Raw genomic sequence first — 23,698 nt, 5'->3', positions numbered from 1 at the left:
TGAATCAATATGTCGATCCACAGATACGGTGGCGCTCATGAGGGATCGAGAAGCGGCAACGCCGACGCACGAGGGCCGACGGCTCAGCACCAAGGAGACCGCCGAACTGCTCGGCGTGAAGCCGGAGACCGTGTACGCGTACGTGAGCCGTGGTCAGCTCAGCAGCAGGCGGGAGCCGGGAGGGCGCGGGAGCACGTTCGACGCCAAGGAGGTCGAGGCACTCTCACGGCGCAACAGGCGTGAAGGCGGCGGCAGTTCGAGCGGGAGCGGCGAGCTCTCCGTCCGCACCCGCATCACGTTGATCGACAAGGACCGGTACTACTTCCGGGGCGTCGACGCGACGGAGCTGGCCGCGCGGTACTCCTACGAGGAGATCGCCGAATGGCTGTGGACCGGCGAACTGCGCCCCGGCGTCACGTTCACGGCGCCGGAGGCGTCCGTGGCCGCCGCCCGGCGCAGCGTCGACGCACTGCCCGAGCACAGCGGTCCGACCGACCGGCTACGGGTCGCGGCGATCGCCGCGGCGGCCGCCGACCCGCTGCGCTTCGACCTCTCCGAGAGCGCCGTCCTCGGCACCGGGCGCACCCTCATTCCCACCCTCGTCGCCGCGCTCCCGACCGTGCGGCACGACCATCGCGACGAAGGCCCACTGGCTCATCGGCTGTGGGCACGGCTCAGCGGACGCACACCCGACGACGCGTCACTGCGCGTACTGGACACGGCTCTCGGGCTGCTCGTCGACCACGACCTGGCCGCCTCGACGCTGGCGGTCCGGGTCGCGGCGTCGGCCCGCGCCCACGCGTACGCGGCCGTGTCGGCGGGCCTCGGTGTCCTCGAAGGGCCCCTGCACGGGGCGGCCAGCGGGCTCGCGCACAGGCTGCTGCTGGACGTTCTCGACCAGGGCACGGCCGCCCCCGTGGTCGCCGACGAACTGCGCGCCGGGCGCCGTGTCCCCGGACTCGGCCATCGGCTCTACCCCGGCGAGGATCCTCGCGCGCGTGCCCTGTTCGCCCTCCTGGAGGAAGTGCCCGGCGCGGCACCCGCCCTGGCGGCGGCCCATGACGTGGTGACCACCACGGCCCGGCACGCACCGCTGCACGCCAATGTCGACCTCGCCCTGGCCGTCCTCACCGTCTCCTCCGGCATGCCGGCCTCGGCAGGAGAGACGGTCTTCGCCGTCGCCCGGACGGCGGGCTGGATCGCCCACACCCTGGAGGAGTACACGGAGCGCCCCCTGCGGATGCGGCCGAGCGGCCATTACGTGGGCGAGCGGCCGCCCCGGCCGCTGCCCCGCTAGACACGGCGCACGCCGGGCGCGGGGAAAGGACCCGTGCGCTCTCTATGAGTGCTGTTTCCCCACCCACGCCCCCGCGCACCCGGCCACGCGCCCGCACCACCCCTGACGCGCCCCCATGGGGAGGCGGGAAGTCACCCCGCGCGAAGTCAGGTTAGGCTCACCTCTGTGAGTACGTGCACGACCGCGTCACGGCAGCTCGACGAGCCCCTTTCCGGGACCGCGGCCACTGCGAGGACATGGCTGCTCATCGAGCAGCCCGGACCCTGGGGTGCCAAGGCGCTCACTTCGAGCCACCTGGACCCCACGCTCGGCCGCGCCCTCGAAGCGGCCGCACAGGGCACGGGGGTGCGGATCGCGCTCATCCGGCGCCCCGGGCGCCACGCCGACTGCGGTTCTGCCGCCGAACGGCATGTGTACGCGGCTCACACCACCCCGGGAGGTGTGTGGCTGCACAGCGCCATGACGCGTGACCCCGGACGGCTGCTCGGCCTCGACTTCACCGCGCTCGGCACGGGCGATCCGCGCTCCTTCGACGATGTTCTCCATGGACGGCCCCATACCGGCGACCCGCTGGCCCTCGTCTGCACCAACGGCAAACGCGACCGCTGCTGCGCCCTGCTCGGCCGCCCCCTGGCGGCGGAACTGGCCGCTTCCGGCGTCGGCGGCACCTGGGAGGTCACCCATCTGGGCGGTCATCGCTTCTCGCCCACCGTGCTGATCCTGCCGTACGGCTACGCGTACGGCCGCACCGAGGCCCACGCCGTCGAGGAGATCCTCCAGGGCGTGCGGGAGGGCCGGATCGTCACCGAGGGATGTCGCGGGAACTCCGCCTGGGAACGCCCCGGCCAGGCGGCCGAGCTGGCCGTACGAACGGCTTCGGGGGAGCAGGAGGCCGGTGTCCTGACGGTGATCCGTACGGACGGCACCGCGCCTCGCTGGGAAGTGACCGTCGCCCACCGCGACGGGCGCCTGTGGCGGGTCGTCGTCGCGCAGGGCGCCTCGCTGCCGCCCCGCCCGGAGAGCTGCGGTTCGGCTCTCGGTTCACCTGCGCGGATGGATGTAGTGGCCGTGCGGCAACTGGAGCAGACGGCCGTCGCCGTGGCCTGCTGACGGCGCGGGCCGGCGGGCGGAACCCGGTACGGCCCCGGCGCGAGCGACCGGGTCCGGCTGCGGCGCAGGGGCCGCCCCTGCGCCGCAGCCGGTCCTGTACTGCAGCCGACCCTGCGCCATGGCCGCCCCCTGCGCCGCGGCCTGCTCTCCACCACCGGATCCGCGACGCCGTGGCGACTGGGCGACCTCAACCGTTGATCAAGAGATACACACCACACCCCCTTCGGAGGGGCGCGCACGCCGCCGTACCGTCATGGGCATGAGCCCCACTCCCCCCGCACGACGACTGCGCCTCGGTCTGCCGCGGCGCGTGTTCGCCCAGGTGCTGCTGATGCAGATCTCGATCGCGGCGGGAGTCGCCGTACTCGCCACCGGGCTGTTCCTGGCGCCGCTCAGCGCGCAGCTGGACGACCAGGCCATGCAGCGCGCTCTCGCGATCGCGCAGACCACGGCCGTCCAGCCGCAGATCGCCGTGGACCTCCAGCGGACGGCCCCCTCCAGGACCGGCCCCGTGCAGGCCGAGGCCGAGCGGATACGGAAGGCGAGTGGTGCCGAGTACGTCGTCGTGATGGACACGCGGGGGATCCGCTGGTCGCACACGGCCCCGGACGAGATCGGCAAACCGGTTTCGACGAGCGCCAAGCAGGCTCTGGCCGGCAAGGACGTCAAGGAGATCGACACCGGGACCCTGGGGCGCTCCGCACGGGGCAAGGTGCCGCTGCGGGACGCCGACGGCAGGATCATCGGCGCGGTGTCGGTGGGGATCAAGTACGGCAGTGTGCGGGCCCGGCTGATCGACGCGATCCCGGGGTTGTTCGCGTACGCGGGCGGGGCCATGGCCGCAGGCGCTCTGGCCTCGTACCTGATCTCCCGCAGGATCCAGCGGCAGACCCGTGACCTGGCCTTCTCCGACATCTCGGCGCTCCTCGCAGAACGTGAGGCGATGCTGCACGGCATCCGGGAGGGCGTGGTCGCCCTCGACCGCGGCGGTCGCGTACGTCTTCTGAACGACGAGGCACAGCGGCTGCTCGGGGTCGGCGCCGAGGCCATCGGGCAGCCGCTCGACGACGCGCTGGGTCCGGGCCGTACGACGGATGTGCTGGCCGGCCGCGTCACCGGGACGGACCTGCTGACCGTCCGCGGCCAGCGCGTGCTGGTCGCCAACCGGATGCCCACCGAGGACGGCGGCGCCGTGGCCACCTTGCGCGACCGGACCGAAGTGGAGCAGCTCGGCCGTGAGCTCGACTCCACGCACGGCCTGATCGACGCGTTGCGCGCACAGGACCATGAGCACGCCAACCGGATGCACACGCTTCTGGGGCTGCTCGAACTGGAGATGTACGACGACGCGGTGGAGTTCGTCGGCGAGGTGGTCGGCGACCACAGGGTCACCGCGGAACAGGTCACCGAGAAGATCCACGATCCGCTGCTCGCCGCGCTTCTGGTGGGCAAGGCGACCGTGGCGACCGAGCGTGGCGTGGCGCTGTGGATCTCGGACCGGACGCTGCTGCCGGACCGGCTGGTCGACCCGCGGGGGCTCGTGACGGTCGTCGGCAATCTCGTCGACAACGCGCTCGACGCCGTCGCGGGCACGCCGCACGCGCGCGTGGAGGTCGAACTGTGTACCGAGGGTCGGACCGCCGTGCTGCGGGTACGGGACACCGGGCCCGGCATCCCGGAGGAACGGCGGGAGTTGATCTTCACGGACGGTTGGAGCACCAAGCAGCCGCCCGCGCACGGCAAGCGGGGAATCGGCCTCTCCCTGGTGAGGCGCCTCTCCGAGCGGCAGGGCGGCAGCGCGGAGGTGACCGACGCGGACGGCGGCGGCGCGCAGTTCACTGTCGTCCTGCCGGAGGCGCTGACGGATCCGTCACTCGCTCCGAAGGACACGACCGGGGACACCGCGGCCACCGCGGCCATCGGGGCCATCGGGGCCACCGGGAACGCAGAGAGTGTGCACGGAGAGTCGCGATGATCGAGGTCCTGGTCGTGGACGACGACACACGGGTCGCTCGCGTCAACGCCGCCTATGTGGACAGAGTGCCCGGCTTCCGTGTCGCCGGTCAGGCGCACAGCGCGGCCGGGGCGCTGCGCCGGATGGAGGCTCCGCCGCGCCCGGACCTGGTTCTCATGGATCACCATCTGCCGGACGAGACGGGCCTCGCGGTCGTCCAGGAGATGCGCCGACGGGGACTTGAGATCGATGTGATCATGGTGACCGCGGCACGTGACCTGACGACCGTCCGGGCGGCGTTGCGACAGGGCGTGCTCCAGTACCTGGTCAAACCGTTCTCGTTCGCCGGGCTGCGGGACAAACTGGAGGCGTACGCCGATCTGCGACACGCCCTCGACCGTGGCGGCACGGCCGGACAGTCCGATGTCGACCTGATCTTCGGAAGCCTGTCGACGGGCATCGTGCCCGATCTGCCCAAGGGGCACTCCCCTCCGACCGCCGAGCGCGTACGGCGTGCGCTGCTGAACACGGAGGGCTCACTGTCGGCCCAGGAGGTCGCGGAGCGGACGGGGCTGAGCCGGCAGACCGCGCAGCGCTATCTGAAGCTCCTGGAGCGGACGGGGAAGGCCGCCCTGACCCTCCGGTACGGCGACGCGGGCCGCCCGGAGCACCGCTACGTCTGGGCGACCCGCAGCTGAGGACGGGCCCGCCGACTCACGTACGACCGCCCCGTCACGCGTACGGCCGACGCGTACGACCGGCGGGAAGGCCGGTCGTACGCGTGACAGTGCGGTTCGGCGCGGTCTCGGCCGGGGCGGTCAGCCGGCCGCCTTCTTCACGAACTCCGTGGTGTACGTCTTGCTCAGGTCCACATGGGCGTTCTTGATGTTCGGGTTGAACGCCTTGAGAACCTTCTCGACGGTCTCGGGCCCGTTCTCGGGCATCACCCCGTCGTCGGTGAACATCGGCAGCGTGCTCTTGATCGCCGCGGCGTACAGCGTCTGGTTGCCCTGGGAGTAGTCGGCGGGCATCTTGGCGGCGATCTCGGAGGCGCTGTGCTCGGACATCCAGCGAAGGGTCTTCACGAAGGCGTCGGCCAGCTTCTGGACCGTCTCCTTGTGACCGTTGACCCAGTCCGTCTGCATGTACAGACTTGACGAGGGGTACGGCCCGCCCAGCGCCTTCTGCGAACCCTCCGGCGTGCGCATGTCGATGAGTACCTTGCCGAGGTTCTTCTCCATGACCGTGGCGACGGTGGGGTCCGTCGTCATGCCGCCGTCGATGGCGCCCTGCTCGAGGGCGGAGACGAACGTCGGGCCGGCGCCGACGGCCACCGGCGTGAACTCGCTGACCCCCACCCCGTTCTTGACGGCGAGGTACTTCGTGAGGAAGTCGGTCGAGGAGCCGAGTCCGGTGACGCCGAGCTTCCTGCCCTTGAAGTCCTTGGGCGAAGTGATGTCGCCCGCACGCTTGTTGGAAACGATCTCGACCTCACCCGGCGCGTGCGAGAACTGCACGACGGACTCGACGGCCTTGCCCTTGGTCTGCAGGTCGAGCGTGTGATCGTAGAAACCGACCGCTCCCTGCACCTGTCCCGAGACGAGGGCGGTCTCGGCCTGGACACCGGCCGGCTCGCTGAGGAGCTGGACGTCCAGTCCCGCGTCCGCGAAGTAGCCGAGCCGCTGGGTGAGCATCGCCGGCATGTAGATGACCTTGTCCAGCCCACCGACCATGATCTTGACGTGCTCCCCCTTGCCGCCACCGCCGTTGCCGGAGTCGGCCGTCGTGCCCGCCGCGTCGTTGGCGCAAGCGGTGAGCGAGGTGAGAGCGAGCAGACCGGCGGCTGCCAGCGCGGAGTATCTGGCGGTCTTGCGCATGGTGGTTCACGTCCTTGTGAGTGGAGGGGCGGCCGTGCGTGCGTACGGCGGGACCGTGTGTACGGACGGGCTCGTGCGTGCTTGAGAGAGGGTTCGTGCGTGCTTGAGGGGTGGAATCGCGCGTGCGTGGAAAGGCGGCGGGGTCAGCGGTCGGATTCCGACGGCTTCCAGCGGAAGATGCGGCGTTCGCCGAACGTCAGCAGTCCTTCGGCGAGCAGAGCGACGACGGCGAGGATGACCATCGCCGCGTACACCCCGGCCGCGTTGAAGGTGCCCTGCGACTGTGCGACGAGCAGGCCGATGCCCTTGGTGGCGCCGATGTACTCGCCGACGATCGCGCCGATGAGCGCGAAGCCGAAACTGACGTGGAGGCTGGTGAAGATCCACGACGTGGCGGACGGTATGACGACCTGAAGCGTCACCCTGCGGTCGCTCGCACCCAGGATCCGAGCGTTGGCCACCAGGTTCCGGTCGACCTCCCGGGCACCCTGGAAGGCGTTGAAGAACACCGGGAAGAAGACGAGCACCACGGCCGAGGCGACCTTGGAGGCGGGCCCGAGCCCGAACCAGATCACGAAGATGGGCGCGAGGACGATCCTCGGTATGGAGTTCAGCACCTTGATGTACGGACCAAGAATGTCCGCGAGCAAGGCGATCCGCCCCAGAGCGATACCGAAGAGCACTCCGGCGACCACACCGATGACCCAGCCGAGCAGCGCCTCGTGCAGCGTGTACCAGATCTGCTCGCCGAGAGGACCGAGTGCGGTCCCGTGCATCACCCAGGTCTGGATCTGTTCCCAGATCTTCGAGGGCATGGAGAAGTTGAACGGGTCGATGACCTCGGCTCGCGAGAGCACCTCCCACAGGCCGAGCACGGCGGCCAGGAGCAGTACCCGGGCGGCGCCCACCACGATCTTGCGTCTGCGTGCGGCACGGGCGCGGGAGTACGCGCGGCCCGAAGTCTTGGCCGTGTCGGCAACCGGAGCGCTGAGGACCTCAGGCGACATGAGCGGCGCCCCTTTCGCGGGTGATGCGGACCTCTTCGCCGAGGGACTCCCAGATCTCGCGGTAGATCTCGATGAACCGCGGCTCCAGGCGCACCGATTCGACCTTGCGCGGCCGGGGCAGATCGATGTCGAAGACCTGCTTCACGGTGGCGGGGCCGGCGGTCATGACGACGACCTTGTCGGCGAGCGCGATGGACTCCTCCAGGTCGTGGGTGACGAAGACGACCGAGGCACCCGTGCCTTCCCACAGTTCGAGCAGTTCGTCGGACATCAGCGCCCTGGTCTGCACGTCGAGCGCCGAGAACGGCTCGTCCATCAGCAGGATCTCGGGGTCGTTGACGAAGGTGGCGGCGAGGGCGACGCGCTTGCGCTGGCCGCCGGAGAGCTGGTGGGGGTAGCGGTCCTCGAAGGCCGCGAGCCCGACCCGGGCGAGCCATTCCCGGGCTCGTTCCTTCGCCTCCGCCTTGGGCACACCACGGAACCGGGGCCCGGCCATCACGTTGGACAGAACCGTGCGCCAGGGGAAGGTGGCGTCCTGCTGGAAGACGAAGCCGACCTTGTCCCCGACGCCGGCGACCGGCTCCCCGGCGACCAGGACCTCGCCCTCGGTGGGCTCCTCAAGACCGCTGACCAGGGTCAGCGTGGTGGACTTCCCGCAGCCGGTCGGTCCGACGACGGCCACGAACTCGCCCCGGCCGACCGCCAGGTCGAGGTCCCTGACGGCCGTGTGCAAACCCCCTGACGGGGTCTTGAAGATCTTGCTCGCGCCCCGCAGCTCGATGGCGGGACTGGTGTCTGTGCTCATGGCCCGGGACCGTAGATGTGGTGCGGGCCACAGCATCAGTCTTCTGGGCGCAAGGCGTTCTTCTGCTCGCAAGGGGCTGTTGTGCTCATTTTGCTCGCGCTACAACAGCGGAGCCGAACCACGGGCGCGACGAACGCCCAGGCCTTGAGAGGAAGAGGCCCGATGATTGACGTCCTGGTCGTGGACGACGACTTCCGCGTCGCCGAGATCAACGCGAAGTACGTGGGCAAGGTGCCCGGATTCCGGGTGGCCGCCCGCGCGCACAGTGCCGCCCAGGCGCTGGCCGCGATCGAGCGCTCTCCCGTCGACCTGGTACTGCTCGACCACTACCTGCCGGACCGGACGGGCCTCGAACTCGTCCACCGGATGCGGGAGAACGGTCACGGCACCGACGTCATCATGATCACCGCGGCAAGCGATGTGGCCACCGTACGGGCGGCGATGCGTCTGGGTGCCCTGCACTACCTGATCAAGCCGTTCACCTTCACCGCCCTGCGCACACGCCTCGATTCGTACGCCGCCCTGCGTCGCACCGTCGACCGGGTGGGCGGTCACGGTGTGACGGGCCAGGAACAGGTCGACCGGATCTTCGGGGCCCTGCGTACCGCACCCGCGCCGTCCTCTCCCGGGCTGCCCAGCGGTCATTCGGAGCCGACCACGGACCTGATCTGCGACGTGCTGCACCAGGCGAGCCAGCCGCTGTCCGCCCACGAGGTCGCCGACGAGACCGGTCTGAGCAGATCCACCGCCCAACGCTATCTGCGCCACCTGGAACAAGCCGGGCGGCTGCGCCTCTCGCTCAAGTACGGAGACACAGGGCGCCCGGAACACCGCTACGCGTGGGTGGCACCCTGAGCGGGCACCCCCGCCCACGGGCCGCCGCATGGATCATGCCGCCTCAGAACGGTCGCGCACGACGTCGGCGGCCCTCAGACGGCCCCGGCACCCGTGAGCGCACGAACCTCGATCTCGGCGTGCTTGGCCTCGTCAGGCGGCTCCGCCGAGGTGACGGTGCCGAGCCAGCCGGCGACGAAGCCCAAGGGGATCGAGACGAGGCCCGGGTTCTGCAGCGGGAAGTACTGGAAATCCACACCTGGGAACAGTGATTCGGGGCTGCCCGACACCACCGGCGAGAGCAGCACGAGCACCAGCGCGGGCACCAGGCCGCCGTATACGGCCCACACGGCACCACGGGTCGTGAAGGACCGCCAGAACAGCGAGTACAGCAGCACGGGCAGGTTCGCGGACGCGGCGACGGCGAACGCGAGCCCGACCAGGAAGGCCACGTTGAGGTCGCGGGCGAGGAGGCTCAGGGCGATGGCGATCACGCCGATGCCGACCGACGCGGCGCGCGCGACCGCGACCTCGCCGTACGACTTCGCGCGACGGCGGCGCAGCGAGGCGTACAGGTCGTGCGCCACGGCCGCCGAGGACGCGAGGGTGACTCCGGCGACGACCGCGAGAATGGTGGCGAAGGCGATGGCGGCGACGACCGCGAACAGGACCGTTCCCCCTGTGGAGTCGGCTCCGCCGCCCAGGTCCAGGGCCAGCAGAGGAACCGCGGTGTTCCCCGCGGCGTTCGATCCGCGCACCGCCTCGGGACCGACGACGGCGGCCGCGCCGAAGCCCAGCACGATCGTCATCAGGTAGAAGCCGCCGATGAGCCCGATCGCCCAGACCACCGAGCGCCGGGCGGCTCGCGCGGTCGGCACGGTGTAGAAGCGCGACAGGATGTGCGGCAACCCGGCGGTGCCGAGCACCAGCGCGAGCCCGAGGCTCATGAAGTCGAAGCGTGACGTCCAGTCACCGCCGTACTTCAGCCCGGGCGCGAGAAAGGCCCTGCCGTGGCCGCTGCGCCGCGCGGCGGAACGCAGCAGTTCGTTGACGTCCCCGTGGAACCGCATCAGGATCAGCACGGTGAGGATGACGGCCCCGCCGATCAGCAGAACCGCCTTGACGATCTGGATCCAGGTGGTCGCCCGCATCCCTCCCATCGACACATAGATCACCATGAGAGCGCCGACACCGATGACCGTCCAGTTGCGTGCCGCGCCGCTCGTGCCTCCCAGCAGCAGCGAGACCAGACTGCCCGCGCCCACCATCTGCGCCACCAGGTACATGACGGACACCACGACCGAGGACGATCCGGCCGCGATCCGCACCGGCCGCGCGTCCATCCGGGCCGCCACGACGTCGGCGAGCGTGAACCGTCCGCAGTTGCGCACGAGTTCGGCGACGAGGAAGAGAACGACCAGCCAGGCCACCAGGAATCCCACGGCGTACAGCAGACCGTCGTAGCCGTACAGGGAGATGAGTCCCGTGATACCGAGGAAGGAAGCGGCCGACATGTAGTCCCCGGAGAGGGCGAAGCCGTTCTCCATCGGCGAGAACAACCGCCCGCCCGCGTAGAACTCCTCTGCCGAACCGTGCCGGTTGCGGCTCACCCATGTCGTGATCGCCAGCGTCACCGCGACGAACACGCTGAACAGCACGAGCGCCAGAGTCTGATGGTGGCCGTTCACCGCTCACCACCCCCTGCGTTCCGCGTCATCTCCTGGGTGTCCCAACGCAGTTCCAGAGCCGCGCGGTCCCGGCGCAGCCGCGCGTGCCGCGCATAGGCCCAGGCGAGCAGGAACGTCGTGAGGAACTGCCCGAGTCCCGCGAGCAGCGCCACGTTCACCACGCCGACGACGGGCCGCGCCATGAACCCCGGCGCGGTGGTCGCGGTCACCACATAACCCACGTACCAGGGGAAGAACACGGCGACGGCCGGAATCACGAACCTGCGGTACCGGCCGCGCACTTCCTGGAAGGCTGCGCTGCGCTGCACCTCCAGGTAGACGTGGGCGGCGCCGCCCGTTCGTTCTTCGTGCTCCGAACGGGCGGCCGGCACGACGGGAGCGAGTGCACCCGTGCCGTCCAGCTCGCCCCAGCCGGAAGCGAGCGCGTCGTACCAGGGGTCGTCGAACCGGACCTCCCCCGTACCGCCGCCGTCGTGCTTGTCCACCGAACTCTCCTTGTCCGCGACCCGTTTCTGCCGCGTGCCCAAGGATGTGCAGATCGGAGGGCTCCCCGACCCCCCTCTCCGTGCTCTTCACCCCATCAGGTGACCTCATCCCGCGGGCGGCCGTACGAGACCTTTCCCATAGGCGTAACGGACTGCTTGGGCACGGTCCTTGAGACCTGCCTTGGCAAAGAGATTGTTGATGTGGGTCTTCACGGTGGCCGTGGACACATGGAGCTTGCGGGCGATCTCGTGGTTGCTGAGGCCCTCGGCGATCAGCCGGAGCACCTCCGTCTCGCGCGAGGTGAGCCCGTCCGGGGACTCCGGCGGCGGACCGGGCTCCGGTTCCGGGGCCGACAGCCGCTCCAGCAGCCGCCGCTGGATGCTGGGCGAGAGCCCCGCGTCCCCGGAGAGCACGCTCTCCACGGCCCGCACGATCTCGTCGCCTCCCGCGTCCTTGGTCAGATAGCCGCGGGCCCCTGCCCGGAGCGCGGGGAACAGCGACTCGTCGTCCGCGAACGTCGTGAGCACGACGACCTGGGTCCCGGGATACTCGGCACGGATGCGCCGGGTCGCCTCGACCCCGTCGCACCGGGGCATGCGCAGATCCATCAGCACCACGTCCGGGGCGAGTTCGGCCACCAGCTCCACCGCTTCGGCCCCGTCACCGGCAGCCCCGACGACCTCGATCCCGGGCAGCAGCCCCAGCAGCATCACGATGCCTTCGCGCACGACCGTCTGATCGTCCGCGACGACGACCCGCGCCGGTTGCCTGCTCTCCGCCCTCTCGGTCATACCGGCACCTTCAACGTCACCACGAACCCCTCCTCGCCCGGTCCGGCATCCAGCGAGCCGCCCAGCAGCTCGGCACGCTCGCGCATGCCCAGCAGACCGTACCCGGCTCCCGAACCGCTGAGTTCGCCCGGTTTTCCACCCGAATCCCGTACGTCCAGCGTGACTTCGTGCTCGCCGTAGTCCAGCCGGATGTGAATCCTGGCGCCCGGAGCGTGTTTACGCACGTTCGTCAGCGCCTCCTGGGCGACTCTGCGCACCGCCTGGGAGGCCTCCGCCGGAAGCGGCTGGCGCTCGCCGGTCACCGTGACACCGGCGCAGTCGGCGGTGGTGAAGAGCTCGCCGAGGAAGTCCTCCAGCGGAGACATCTCGCCCCGGAGCGCGGACAGTGCCTGCCGGGTCTCCGAGAGCCCCTCGCGGGCCATTCCGCGTGCCGCCACGACCCGCTCGAGGATGATCTCCCGGTCCGCGCCTCTCTCGATGAGCAGTCGTGCCGCCTCCAGATGCACGAGCTGAGCCGAGAGGCTGTGCGCCAGGACGTCGTGGATCTCCCTGGCTATCCGCGCCCGCTCCGCGAGGGCCGCCGACTCCGCCTCCGCCACGCGGGCCGCGCGTTCCTGTGCCAGCAGTCGCTGCGCGCTCGCCCGCGCTTCGGCGTCGAGACGCAGCACGTAACCCGCGAGCGCCAGCCCCACGGTGGTGGCCGCGGTGGTCAGCCAGACGTCGTTGTCGAGCACCGCGTACGCGCTCAGCGCCACCGCCGTGGCCGGCAGGGCCGCCGCGAGGGGCAGCCGTTCGATGGCTGCGACGGCGCAGCCGCACAGCAGGACGAGTGAGGGGATCCGGAAGCCCGCGCCGTACCCTGCGGCAGCGACCGCCAGCAGAAGAGCGAGCAGCGCCAGGGACGGCAGCAGGCGGTGTTCCAGTGTGGTCCGCCACAACCCCCGGGCGAGAAGTCCGCACACCGCGATTCCCGTGACGCCTGCGGCGAGGATCCAGCCGCTGAGCTCGGAGTTCGTGAGTGTCGTGGCGACGAGCATGGTGAGGACGATGGCGCGTGTGACCCAGGCGAACATGCGGCGGGCCTTGTGCACCCCCACGCGGGAGAGTGCCTCACGAGAGGGCCAGCGCATCCAGACGTTGTCCGTCACAGACGCTCCTTCCGCAGGACCCGGCGCACACCGTCACCGTACGCCGGGACCTGTCCGGTCGCCGTGGGCCCGATGGACTGCGCCCGCCAGGTCAGCAGCCCGGAACGGACCAGCAGGGTGGCCGCCAGGCCGAGCATCAGGGCCGAGGAGTTCTGGTGCACCCCGAGCAGGACGCCGATGCCGAACAGGCCCAGGCGCAGACAGATGCCCGCGATCCAGACGGCCCCGCTGGCCCTGGTGCTCTTGCTCCACACCGAGCCGTCCGGCTCGGTCCATATCCGCGTCGTCCACGCCCATCCGGCTCCGACGGCCAGCGCCGTCACCAGTTCCGCGCCCAGCAGGAGGGACGCCTCGGCCTGATGGTGCGGGTCGATCACGCCGGGCTCGCGCAGCGCCACGACGGCGAGGACGGCGGGCACGATCCACCAGCGCCGGTCCGAACCGATCCGGCGCGCGCTGAACTGGCGCGCGATCACCACAGCGGCGACCGCGAAGATCATCAAGGCATTCATGAGCCCGGACATGCACGGCCTCCGTGAGCGAGAAGCGGGTGTCCGCAGCGAGCGCTGCCGACCCCATCGACGCTACGGACATCGCGCTCCCGGCAGATCGGCGCCCGGGTGGACCATGGGTGGAATCCCCGCACCCCGTCTCTCCACCCAGGGGTGGACCGCCCCACACCGAGTCCCAACCATGCGGCCCGAGCCCCGGGGCATGCGGCCCCAGCCACCAGTCCCGACGAGCCGGCCACAGGCTTTTCGCCCCCTCCGCCCCTACCCTCCCCCAAGGTCTCGACTTCGCTCGACCAGGGGGGACCCCCATCGCACCTGGGGCTCCGCCCCGGACCCCGCTCCTCAAACGCCGGAGGGGCTGAACTTTCCCCGGCCGGGGCTGGAATTTCCCCCGATGGAAATCGGGTAGGAAGGCGCCGCACCCGAACCACCGCAGCGGTCGGCAGGTCACCACGACGCACCCGCAGTCGGGAACGCACGGAAGGGGCCGTGCCGGTACATCAGATGCCCGCAGGCCGGACGGATCAGAACCCACGCACGCCTAGCGACGCCGCTGGGATCCGTTCGGATGCGGGCGGATGTACCGGCACGGCCCCGACCCACGACGAGACCCGCCCGCGAACCGCCCGGCAGGGCTACGCGTCGATCCTCGACCGGTCCAGCGTCGCGGCCGAGCTGGAGATGAACTCCTTGCGCGGCGCCACATCGTTCCCCATCAGCAGGTCGAACACCTGCTCGGACGCCTCCAGGTCGGAGATGTTGATCCGGCGCAGGGTCCGGAACCGCGGATCCATCGTCGTCTCGGCCAGCTGATCGGCGTCCATCTCACCGAGACCCTTGTACCGCTGGATCGAGTCCTTGTAGCGCACGCCCTTGCGCTGCAGCTCCAGCACCGTCTCCCGCAGCTCACGGTCCGAGTACGTGTAGACGTACTTGTCCTGCCCCCTCTTGGGCTGGCTGAGCTCGATCCGGTGCAGCGGCGGGACCGCCGCGAACACGCGCCCGGCCTCGACCATGGGCCGCATGTAGCGCTGGAACAGCGTCAGCAGCAGAATCCGGATGTGCGCGCCGTCGACATCGGCGTCGACGAGCAGAATGATCTTTCCGTAGCGCGCCGCGTCGATGTCGAAGGTCCGCCCGGAGCCGGCCCCTATGACCTGGATGATCGCACCGCACTCGGCGTTCTTCAGCATGTCCGTCACGGACGCCTTCTGAACGTTGAGGATCTTGCCCCGGATCGGCAGCAGCGCCTGGAACTCGGAGTTCCGGGCCAGCTTGGCCGTACCCAGCGCGGAGTCGCCCTCGACGATGAAGAGCTCGCTGCGCTCGACGTCGTCACTGCGGCAGTCGGCGAGCTTGGCGGGCAGCGAGGAGGACTCCAGAGCGGTCTTCCGGCGCTGCGCGTCCTTGTGCTGACGGGCGGCGATCCTCGTGCGCGCGGCGGCGACGGCCTTCTCCATGACGACCCGGGCCTGCGCGGCCTCGTCCCGCTTGGCGGAGGTCAGGAACGCCTTGAGCTCCTTGGTCACCACGTTCGTCACGATGCGGCGGGCGGCCGAGGTGCCGAGGACCTCCTTCGTCTGCCCCTCGAACTGAGGTTCGGCCAGACGCACGGTGACGACGGTCGTGAGGCCCTCCAGCGCGTCGTCCTTGACGATGTCGTCCTCGGCGACGCGCAGCATCTTCTTGGTCCGCAGGACCTCGTTCATCGTCTTGGCGACGGCCTGCTCGAAGCCGGCGACATGGGTGCCGCCCTTGGGCGTGGCGATGATGTTCACGAACGACTTCAGGTTCGTGTCGTAGCCGGTGCCCCAGCGCATCGCGACGTCGACGCCCAGCTCACGGGTGACCTCGGTCGGAGTCATCTGGCCGTGCTCGTCGAGGACCGGGACGGTCTCCTTGAAGGTCCCCTGCCCGGTGAAGCGGAGGACGTCGCAGACCGGCTTGTCGGCGGCCAGGAACTCGCAGAACTCGCTGATTCCGCCGTCGAAGCGGAACGACTCCTCACCCTTGCTGCCACCTTCGCCCAGCCCGAACTCGTCACGGACGACGATGGTCAGGCCCGGCACCAGGAACGCGGTCTGGCGGGCGCGCTGGTGCAGGTGCTCGAGGGAGAGCCTGGCGTCCTTGAGGAAGATCTGCCGGTCGGCCCAGTAGCGCACGCGCGTACCGGTGCGGGTCTTCGGGATCCGCTTGAGCTTGCGCAGCCCGCCCGTCGCATCGAAGGCGGCATCGGGTCCGTCGGCCTTGAAGACACCCGGGGTGCCACGACGGAAGCTCACCGCGTGCGTCTGGCCGTTGCGGTCCACCTCGACGTCCAGACGGGCGGAGAGCGCGTTCACCACGGAGGCGCCCACGCCGTGCAGACCACCGGAGGCCGCGTACGAGCCACCACCGAACTTGCCGCCGGCGTGCAGCTTGGTCATGACCACTTCGACGCCGGAGAGGCCGGTCTTCGGCTCCACGTCGACGGGGATGCCACGGCCGTTGTCCCGCACCTCCACGGAGGCGTCGTCGTGCAGGATGACCTCGATGTGGTCACAGAAGCCCCCGAGGGCCTCGTCCACGGAGTTGTCGATGATCTCCCAGAGGCAGTGCATCAGACCACGGCTGTCGGTCGACCCGATGTACATGCCCGGGCGCTTCCGCACTGCCTCGAGCCCCTCAAGGACGAGCAGGTGCCGCGCGGTGTAGTTGGAACCGTCACGGTCTGCTCCGGTCAGCAGCGCTGTGGACGGCACGGACGTATCGGCGGTCACGCGGTTCGCTCCTCGCTGAATTTCATGGGGAACCCTTTGGGGTAAGGGCCCGGCTTCGGTCGCCGCTCAGAGGGTACCGAGGCCTGGTAGAGCCGTTGTAGCACCACCCTCGCATGAACTCACCCTAGTCCAGGATCGCATGGGTGTTCGATGCCTCGATGGAGTGAAGTACATATCACGTTCCCTTCCAGGCATGAACCATTTAGGCTCCGGGCACGTCCTCATGAACAACCGGCAATCCAGCCGGGAGGACCGACACTGACAGACAGCGCGAACCCGTACAGACACAAAGACACGCAATACGGCTCATTCGCCGCCACCCGGCAGCAGACAGCCGCTTCGAAAGAAAATTTCGAGGAAAAGCCGCGAGCGGGAACGTTTTCGGCCTGGTTGGATGTTGACCCTGGTACGACAGCTCGTCGAGCTAGAGAAGAGGCGACGTGACTACTGTTCTGACCCCCGCGAGCCCGCTGACGGCCGCTGACCGCTGCGACCGTTGCGGCGCCCAGGCATATCTGCGCGTCGTCCTCCTGAGCGGCGGAGAACTGCTCTTCTGCGCCCACCACGGTCGCAAGTTCGAGCCGGAACTCAAGAAGATCGCCGCTGAGATACAGGACGAGACGGAGCGGCTCACGTCCGTTCCCGAGAGCGTCAACGACGAAGATCGCTGACCCTTCGCATCAACGACGAGCGGGTGCCGGCGACAGGCCGGTGAGTGGGCGGTCACACCCTGGACACAGGGAGTGGCCGCCCGCACTCGTATCGCATCGCAAGGGGTTCTCAGCGGCTCGCGTTCAGCGCTTGGACCACCTCTGAGACCCGCGTGTAGACGCCAGGGCTCCCCGCGCGCCCGCAGCCGCTCCCCCACGACACCAGGCCGATGAGACGGCCCCGGGCCACCAACGGCCCGCCGCTGTCCCCCTGGCAGGCGTCACGGCCGCCCGCCGCCTCTCCGGCGCAGACCATGGACCCGGCGTCGTAGGTCCCGGACTCATTGCCGGGATAGGCCCGCTCGCACGAGGCGTCGGGAAGCACGTGGACATCCGCGGCCCGCAGGCTGTCGGCATAGTCGCCGCCGCCCGTCAGGTCGCCCCAGCCGTAGACCACGGCGGCGGTCCCCGACGCGTACGCCGGATCCCCCGAGGGGGCCATGCGGATCACGGAGGCGGCCGGCAGCGGCTCGGCCAGCGTCAGCACGCCGAAGTCCCCGGCGTTCGTATCACTGTCGTAGTGCGGGTTGACCCAGATGTCTCTCACACGGATCTCCTTGCCGTCGTCGGCCATGAGATCCTCGCGCCCCGCGATGACCTTCAGATCGTCCGTCTGGTGCGGCGGCGCCCCCAGCACGTCCTCGCCGAGGCAGTGGGCCGCGGTCAGGACCCTGGTCGGACTGATGACCACTCCTCCGCAGAACTGCCCCGAGCGCGTACCCCCGAACCGGTCACGGCTGGACAGCGCGACCGTCCACGGACTCTCGGAGATGTGGACCGGGCGACTTCCGATGACAACGCTGTCGGAGGACGCCAGGGCGGGGGTCGTCAGCGATATGACCGCCGTGGTGGCCGCAAGGGCCAGCGTCGGGACGTAGGGACGGCGCATGCGCGCTCCTCACACTGGGAGGGTCGTGGAACACCCAGAGTGATCCAGCGAGCGAAGGCACGCACTCCGCGCAGACGGCGAGGGCCCGATCCCCCAAAGGAGGTCGGGCCCTCGTCGACGTGCGGCCGAGGCCTAGTCGAGGTAGTCGCGCAGCACCTGGGAACGCGACGGGTGACGCAGCTTCGACATGGTCTTGGACTCGATCTGACGGATCCGCTCACGGGTCACGCCGTACACCTTGCCGATCTCGTCGAGGGTCTTCGGCTGACCGTCGGTGAGACCGAAGCGCATCGAGACGACGCCCGCCTCGCGCTCGGACAGGGTGTCGAGTACGGAGTGCAGTTGCTCCTGGAGGAGCGTGAAGCTGACCGCGTCGGCCGGGACGACGGCCTCGGAGTCCTCGATGAGGTCACCGAACTCGCTGTCGCCGTCCTCGCCCAGGGGGGTGTGCAGCGAGATGGGCTCGCGGCCGTACTTCTGGACCTCGATGACCTTCTCGGGGGTCATGTCGAGTTCCTTGGCCAGCTCCTCCGGGGTGGGCTCGCGGCCCAGGTCCTGGAGCATCTGGCGCTGCACGCGCGCGAGCTTGTTGATGACCTCGACCATGTGCACCGGGATACGGATGGTGCGGGCCTGGTCGGCCATGGCGCGGGTGATCGCCTGACGGATCCACCAGGTGGCGTACGTGGAGAACTTGTAGCCCTTGGTGTAGTCGAACTTCTCGACCGCGCGGATCAGACCGAGGTTGCCCTCCTGGATGAGGTCCAGGAAGAGCATGCCGCGGCCGGTGTAGCGCTTGGCCAGGGAGACCACCAGACGGAGGTTGGCCTCCAGGAGGTGGTTCTTGGCTCGGCGGCCGTCCTCGGCGATGATCTCCAGCTCGCGCTTGAGCTTGGGGGCGAGCTTGTCGGCGTTGGCCAGCTTGTCCTCGGCGAACAGGCCGGCCTCGATGCGCTTGGCGAGCTCGACCTCCTGCTCGGCGTTGAGCAGCGGGACCTTGCCGATCTGCTTGAGGTAGTCCTTGACCGGGTCGGCGGTGGCACCGGCGGCGGCGACCTGCTGCGCGGGCGCGTCGTCCTCGTCCTCGTCGGACAGGACGAAACCCTGGGCGCCGTCCTCGGTGGGCTCGTCCGCACCGGGCTTGCCCGGGGTCTCCTCGACCGCCTCGTCGTCGACGAGCTCGGCGTCGTCCTTCTTGGCGCTCGTCTTCTTGGCCGCCGTCTTCTTGGCGACCGTCTTCTTGGCGACGGTCTTCTTCGCCGTCGTCTTCTTGGCTGCGGCGGGCTTGCCTGCGGAGGCGTCCTCGGCCGAATCGTCGGCGAGGGCAGCCGGAGCCGCGGTGGCGGTGGCCTTCTTGGTGGTCACCGTCTTGGCCGCCACGGTCTTCGTGGCGGTGCGCTTGGCCGGACTCTTCGCTGCGACGCTTTTTCGGGTGCGCTTGGGCTCCGCGGCACTGACCATCAGCGTCACACCCTCTTCCTCGAGGATCTGGTTGAGGCTGCGCAGTACGTTCTTCCACTGAGTGGCCGGAATCTGGTCAGCTTCGAAGGCCCGACGCACGTCATCGCCGGCGATCTGCCCCTCAGCCTTTCCCCGCTCGATGAGCGCCATGACAGAGACGGACTCGGCGATCTCCGGCGGGAGCGTACGGGATGTGCTGGCCGACACGAACAACCTCTCGGAACGTTGGAAAACGGTTTTCGGCCCCGTCCACTGCGGACAGGAACCGACGACCGCCGACTGGGGATGGGCCGACGGCGCGGGCGGGGGCCGGGAAGATGCACAGCGCCACACACGGCGCCTGTATTCCTTCCTCGGCTATCACCTCTTAGGTCATCGCGCTGCCCCGAAGAGCGTTACGCCCAATCTGCGTGGCCCGAGTCACACCCCGTAAGCGCCTAAAAACTGGCAGATCCTATCAAACTAGGTTAGTTCATGATCCGCCGTCCGGTCGCACCGTCGGGACCTCACCGAATCCACAGAGATTCGGTGAGGTCCCGACGGGTGACGGTTCACGGGTCCGGCGCGACCACGGACGCGCACACGCTCCGGACCGCGTCACCCTCTCCGCGCGATCAGTGCTCGCGCGGCGCGGGCACGACACGCTCCCCCCCGGGATGGACGGTGAGAAGCTGCCGCATGGCCGTCTCGGCCGCCGCCCCGTCGCCTGACGCGAGGGCGTCGACGATGCGGGCGTGGTGCCCCAGCGAGGCCTCGTTCGGCCGGTCACAGCCGGTGACCGGGCCGCCGGAGACCTGGAGCGCCGCCGACACGATCCCCGAGAGGTGCTCCAGCATCCGGTTGCCGGCGAGCTGGATGAGCAGGGAATGGAACTCGATGTCGGCCCGCGAGAAGGTGAGGGCGTCACCCTGCGACATGGCGTGGCCCATGATCTCGACCATGTCGCCGAGCCGCTGCTGGATCTCCTCGCGGCCGTGTCCGGCCGCGAGGCGCGCGGCGAGCGGCTCGATGGTCCAGCGGAGCTCGCTCAGCTCGCGCCGCTGGTCGTCCCGCTGCGGCCCGAAGGCCCGCCATTCGATGATGTCCGGGTCGAGAAGGTTCCAGTCGCTGACGGGGCGCACGCGCGTGCCGACGTTCGGGCGGGCACTGACCAGCCCCTTGGCCTCCAGCACGCGGAGCGACTCACGGACGACGGTCCGGGAGACCTCGAACCGCTGGCCGATCTCCTCGGGCACGAGCGGACGGTCGGCGCCGAGGTCTCCGGAGACGATCATCTGGCCGAGCTGCTGGACGAGTTGGCCGTGCAGTCCGCGTCCGCGGCTCCCGGCGGGGCGCCGGCCGACACGGCCGAGCTCGGGCTCGGCGCTCTCCCACACAGGGGGGCCGACGCGGTCGGCACCGGACGCGTCGGCATAGGGGTAACGGTCGAGTTCGCCCGGTCCGGCCAGGCCGGAGTCTGAGGAACGGGCGGCGGTCATCATGGTCTGCGCAAGGGTACTCACGGGTCTTTTGTCGGCGCCGACTCCAACTGCCTTGAGGTCTTTGGTGAAAAGCACACGAAAGGGTGATCGCTCACACCGTCGCAATTGACGCCTTATCGGAAAGAAATGGGCGTTCTTCGGGAAGTTGTGCGCACAGGGGAAACGGAAGGGCGCGGACGGTCGTCATCGGACCCGGCTCCGCAGAGTCGTGAGCAGATATGCGCAGAGCAGAGCGGCCAGCGACAACAGCAGTGCTCCACCAACGGGTTGGGCGAGCACCCGCACACCGGCCGCCAGGTAGCGCTCGCCGCCGAACGGCCACTGCACGAGGACCAGTTCCCGGAGCCGCTCCGGGAATCCGGCCGCCGACCGCGCAGACGGCCCCTTCAAGACCTTTTGTACGAGCGGTACGACGGCCACGGGGACGGCGAGCACCGCCGCGAGCCCCGCGGCGGTGGACCGGAAGATGCCGGCCGCCAGCACGCCCGCCCACGCGCAGCCCACCACGAGGCCGGACCAACTCGCGCTCAGCGAGAGCCAGTCCGACGGAACTCCGGTGAGCTCCCGCCCGTAGACGAGGTAGAGCGTCTCGAGGTCGCATCCCACGGTGAGGAACGCCAGCATCAGCGCGGTGGCCGAGGCGACGAGGAGCTTGGCGGTCAGCAGTCCCAGCCGGCGCGGGACGGTGCCGCGGTCCGCGGCCAGGGCGGGGTGGCGGAACTCCTCGCCGAAGGAGACGGCGCCCAGCAGCCCGGCGCCGAGCGCGGCGGGCGGCAGCGGAAGTTCCCGCGGCCACGCGGCCAGCAGACGCGGTTGGGGGGTGTGACCGATCCTGGCCAGGAGGACGGACAGGAGGGCCGAGGAGACGAGCACGGCGCCCGCGGTGAAGTAACCGGTACCGACACCGCCGGCTCTGCGCAGTTCGTAGCGCAGGGGCCGCAGCGGACTCCGGGCCTGACGTACGGCGATGGGCGGCGGAAGGGCGGAGAGATCGTCCACGGCCGGCGCCTCGGCGGGGCACGGCCCACCGGCGGGACGCTCGCCCCCCTCGGACGACGGAGCGGTCGGCGCGGGGCCCATGTCACCCGCCTCGTCGGCGAGTTGGTGTACGAGGATGCCGTGGCGGAATGCCGTCTCGCCCACGTCGGCACAGGTGCTGCCGTACACGGAGAGCCGGTTGCCCTCCTCGCGCACGACCTCGACGGAGCGCTGCGCCGCGCGGGCCTCCTTGGTCAGGAGGGAACCGAGCCGGGCGGCGTGCGGACTGCGGACGGCCACTCGCGGCCGGAGCCGGGTGCGAGCGAACTCGGCGGCCTCCTGATCGGCGACGAGGCGGCCCTGGTCCAGCGTGACGATCCGGTCGGCGGCTCGCGCGGCCTCCTTGGCGTCGTCCGTGGTGAACAGCACCGTGCCTCCCCGTGCCGCGTGTGCCCGCAGGATCCCGTGCAGCCATCGACCTTCCCGGACGGACAGTCCGTCCGCGGGGTTGTCGAGCACGAGGGCGTGAGGGTCGGGCAGGAGCGCGCAGGCCAGTCCGAGCCGGCGGTCCATGCCGCGGGACAGGGTGCCGAGACTCTCGTCCCGGAGACTGACGAGCCCGACCACTTCGAGGACTTCGTCCGCGCGGCGCACGGGTACACCGGCGGCGGCGCACAGCATGCGGAGCTGGCCGCGAACCGTGCGTGCCGGATGGCCCGGCACCTCACCCAGGAGGGCGCCGACCTCGCGCGAAGGGTGGGCGATCCGATGCAGCGGCCTGCCTCGGAAGTAGGTGATTCCGCGGCCCTGACGGAGTTCGAGCATGAGCCTCAGCGCCGTCGTCTTACCCGCGCCCGGGGCTCCTACGAGTGCTGTGACATGGCCCGCTCGCGCCTCGAAGGACACGTCGTCGACGGCGGGCGGACGCGCCTTGCGGGTATTGCTGGTCAGTCCGATGGCCTGGATCACCCAAAGCAAGATAGCGCGACATTTCGGATTTTCCGGGCACCATGCGGCTCGTCACGGCGGGCCTCACAGGTCCGGCGAGCACACCGAGGCCCGGGACCCTCCACCGCGTTCGCCGCCTTCCTCAGACCTCGGGACGCAGCATCGGCGGGTTGAGCAGCGTGGCACCGCCCGCACGGAACAACTGGGCGGGCCGGCCGCCCTGGCGCGTGGTCGTGCCCCCCGTGGGCACGAGGAAGCCCGGCGTACCGGTCACCTTGCGGTGGAAGTTGCGCGGGTCGAGCGCCACGCCCCACACGGCCTCGTAGACGCGGCGCAGCTCGCCGACGGTGAACTCGGTCGGGCAGAAAGCGGTCGCGAGCGACGAGTACTCGATCTTGGAACGGGCGCGCTCCACGCCGTCCGAGAGGATCTGCGCGTGATCGAACGCGAGGGGTGCCGCCTGCTCCCCGTCACGTCCGTACCCGCCCTGTTGCAGCAGTTCCTCGACAGGTGCCCAGCGGGCGCTGTTCGCGTCGCCGCCGGCCCGGGGAGCGGGCAGGTCGGGGGCGAGGGCGAGATGCGCGACGCTCACCACGCGCATCCGGGGGTCGCGCTTGGGGTCGCCGTAGGTCGCGAGCTGCTCCAGGTGCGCGCCGTTGTCCTGTGCAGGCACGGAGGGGTCGTGGGCGCACAGGCCCGTCTCCTCGACCAGCTCGCGTGCGGCGGCCTGGGCGAGGTCCTCGTCGGTCCGTACGAAGCCGCCGGGAAGTGCCCATCGCCCCTGGAACGGCTGCTCGCCCCGCCGTACCGCCAACGCGCACAGGGCATGGCGGCGCACGGTCAGCACGACCAGGTCCACGGTCACGGCGAAGGGCGGAAAGGCTGACGGGTCGTAGGGCATGCCGCGATCATAGTCGTCTGCCTGACGATAAACACCTCCTTCAGGAGCCCGGTCCATGGCTG

Annotated in this window: 20 protein-coding genes; 6 read left to right on the top strand and 14 right to left on the bottom strand. The window is 70.0% G+C overall.

Features of this window, described 5'->3' with window-relative positions; all coding sequences use genetic code 11:
* The first annotated feature begins 37 nt into the window (after positions 1-37).
* The 4 genes from ACH4S8_RS13820 to ACH4S8_RS13805 all read left to right on the top strand — a co-directional run bounded on the left by ACH4S8_RS13820 (position 38) and on the right by ACH4S8_RS13805 (position 5,059).
* Entirely contained in the window at positions 38-1,297 is a 1,260-nt protein-coding gene (locus ACH4S8_RS13820; protein ID WP_398393364.1) for a citrate synthase, read from the top strand.
* A gap of 165 nt (positions 1,298-1,462) precedes the next feature.
* Positions 1,463-2,407, top strand: a complete 945-nt coding sequence (locus ACH4S8_RS13815) for a sucrase ferredoxin (protein WP_398393362.1) — start codon at positions 1,463-1,465, stop codon at positions 2,405-2,407.
* 259 nt (positions 2,408-2,666) lie between these two features.
* Positions 2,667-4,382, top strand: coding sequence for an ATP-binding protein (locus ACH4S8_RS13810; protein WP_398393360.1), 1,716 nt, complete (start codon positions 2,667-2,669; stop codon positions 4,380-4,382).
* Positions 4,379-5,059, top strand: coding sequence for a response regulator (locus tag ACH4S8_RS13805; RefSeq protein ID WP_398393358.1), 681 nt, complete (start codon positions 4,379-4,381; stop codon positions 5,057-5,059). Before ACH4S8_RS13810 ends, ACH4S8_RS13805 begins: the two co-directional genes overlap by 4 nt.
* Positions 5,060-5,179: 120 nt before the next feature.
* Here the strand turns inward: ACH4S8_RS13805 and ACH4S8_RS13800 are convergent, their stop codons facing one another.
* The 3 genes from ACH4S8_RS13800 to ACH4S8_RS13790 form a co-directional block, all read right to left on the bottom strand.
* Complete coding sequence (locus tag ACH4S8_RS13800) at positions 5,180-6,238, bottom strand: ABC transporter substrate-binding protein (protein ID WP_398393356.1); 1,059 nt, start codon at positions 6,236-6,238, stop codon at positions 5,180-5,182.
* 143 nt (positions 6,239-6,381) lie between these two features.
* On the bottom strand, positions 6,382-7,245 hold the full coding sequence (locus ACH4S8_RS13795; protein WP_398393354.1) for an ABC transporter permease: 864 nt from the start codon (positions 7,243-7,245) through the stop codon (positions 6,382-6,384).
* The gene (locus tag ACH4S8_RS13790; protein WP_398393352.1) at positions 7,235-8,050 is read right to left on the bottom strand and encodes an ABC transporter ATP-binding protein; all 816 of its coding nucleotides are present in this window, start codon (positions 8,048-8,050) and stop codon (positions 7,235-7,237) included. Before ACH4S8_RS13790 ends, ACH4S8_RS13795 begins: the two co-directional genes overlap by 11 nt.
* A gap of 162 nt (positions 8,051-8,212) precedes the next feature.
* On the opposite strand from ACH4S8_RS13790, the gene ACH4S8_RS13785 reads away from it, so the two are divergent.
* Positions 8,213-8,905, top strand: a complete 693-nt coding sequence (locus ACH4S8_RS13785) for a response regulator (RefSeq protein ID WP_398393350.1) — start codon at positions 8,213-8,215, stop codon at positions 8,903-8,905.
* Between the two features lie 74 nt (positions 8,906-8,979).
* Here ACH4S8_RS13785 and ACH4S8_RS13780 read toward each other — a convergent pair whose 3' ends face one another.
* The 6 genes from ACH4S8_RS13780 to ACH4S8_RS13755 all read right to left on the bottom strand — a co-directional run bounded on the left by ACH4S8_RS13780 (position 8,980) and on the right by ACH4S8_RS13755 (position 16,268).
* Positions 8,980-10,572, bottom strand: coding sequence for a cation acetate symporter (locus ACH4S8_RS13780; protein ID WP_398393348.1), 1,593 nt, complete (start codon positions 10,570-10,572; stop codon positions 8,980-8,982).
* The gene (locus ACH4S8_RS13775; RefSeq protein WP_398393346.1) at positions 10,569-11,057 is read right to left on the bottom strand and encodes a DUF485 domain-containing protein; all 489 of its coding nucleotides are present in this window, start codon (positions 11,055-11,057) and stop codon (positions 10,569-10,571) included. The genes ACH4S8_RS13780 and ACH4S8_RS13775 overlap by 4 nt, the downstream gene beginning before the upstream one ends.
* Positions 11,058-11,162: 105 nt before the next feature.
* Positions 11,163-11,849, bottom strand: a complete 687-nt coding sequence (locus tag ACH4S8_RS13770; RefSeq protein ID WP_398393344.1) for a response regulator — start codon at positions 11,847-11,849, stop codon at positions 11,163-11,165.
* On the bottom strand, positions 11,846-12,997 hold the full coding sequence (locus ACH4S8_RS13765) for a sensor histidine kinase (protein ID WP_398393342.1): 1,152 nt from the start codon (positions 12,995-12,997) through the stop codon (positions 11,846-11,848). The genes ACH4S8_RS13770 and ACH4S8_RS13765 overlap by 4 nt, the downstream gene beginning before the upstream one ends.
* The gene (locus ACH4S8_RS13760; RefSeq protein ID WP_398393340.1) at positions 12,994-13,521 is read right to left on the bottom strand and encodes a DUF1453 domain-containing protein; all 528 of its coding nucleotides are present in this window, start codon (positions 13,519-13,521) and stop codon (positions 12,994-12,996) included. The genes ACH4S8_RS13765 and ACH4S8_RS13760 overlap by 4 nt, the downstream gene beginning before the upstream one ends.
* A gap of 623 nt (positions 13,522-14,144) precedes the next feature.
* Positions 14,145-16,268: a type IIA DNA topoisomerase subunit B gene (locus ACH4S8_RS13755; RefSeq protein ID WP_398393338.1), complete on the bottom strand. Its 2,124-nt coding sequence runs from the start codon at positions 16,266-16,268 to the stop codon at positions 14,145-14,147.
* A 440-nt stretch (positions 16,269-16,708) separates the two neighbouring features.
* Here ACH4S8_RS13755 and ACH4S8_RS13750 point away from each other — a divergent pair, with 440 nt between their 5' ends.
* Positions 16,709-16,939 carry a hypothetical protein gene (locus ACH4S8_RS13750; protein WP_103549626.1) on the top strand — a complete coding sequence of 77 codons (231 nt, stop codon included), beginning with the start codon at positions 16,709-16,711 and terminating at the stop codon, positions 16,937-16,939.
* Between the two features lie 109 nt (positions 16,940-17,048).
* Here the strand turns inward: ACH4S8_RS13750 and ACH4S8_RS13745 are convergent, their stop codons facing one another.
* The 5 genes from ACH4S8_RS13745 to ACH4S8_RS13725 form a co-directional block, all read right to left on the bottom strand.
* Complete coding sequence (locus ACH4S8_RS13745; protein WP_398393335.1) at positions 17,049-17,867, bottom strand: S1 family peptidase; 819 nt, start codon at positions 17,865-17,867, stop codon at positions 17,049-17,051.
* A gap of 132 nt (positions 17,868-17,999) precedes the next feature.
* Positions 18,000-19,535: an RNA polymerase sigma factor gene (locus ACH4S8_RS13740; protein ID WP_398393333.1), complete on the bottom strand. Its 1,536-nt coding sequence runs from the start codon at positions 19,533-19,535 to the stop codon at positions 18,000-18,002.
* A gap of 407 nt (positions 19,536-19,942) precedes the next feature.
* Positions 19,943-20,830, bottom strand: a complete 888-nt coding sequence (locus ACH4S8_RS13735; protein ID WP_398393331.1) for a FadR/GntR family transcriptional regulator — start codon at positions 20,828-20,830, stop codon at positions 19,943-19,945.
* A 162-nt stretch (positions 20,831-20,992) separates the two neighbouring features.
* Positions 20,993-22,756: an ATP-binding cassette domain-containing protein gene (locus ACH4S8_RS13730; protein WP_398393329.1), complete on the bottom strand. Its 1,764-nt coding sequence runs from the start codon at positions 22,754-22,756 to the stop codon at positions 20,993-20,995.
* A gap of 121 nt (positions 22,757-22,877) precedes the next feature.
* Positions 22,878-23,636, bottom strand: a complete 759-nt coding sequence (locus ACH4S8_RS13725; RefSeq protein WP_351121542.1) for an NUDIX hydrolase — start codon at positions 23,634-23,636, stop codon at positions 22,878-22,880.
* Positions 23,637-23,698 lie beyond the last annotated feature (62 nt).

The organism is Streptomyces sp. NPDC021080, assembly GCF_044333225.1.
Classification (GTDB): Bacteria; Actinomycetota; Actinomycetes; order Streptomycetales; family Streptomycetaceae; genus Streptomyces.
This window is presented reverse-complemented; position numbering and strand designations above follow the sequence as displayed.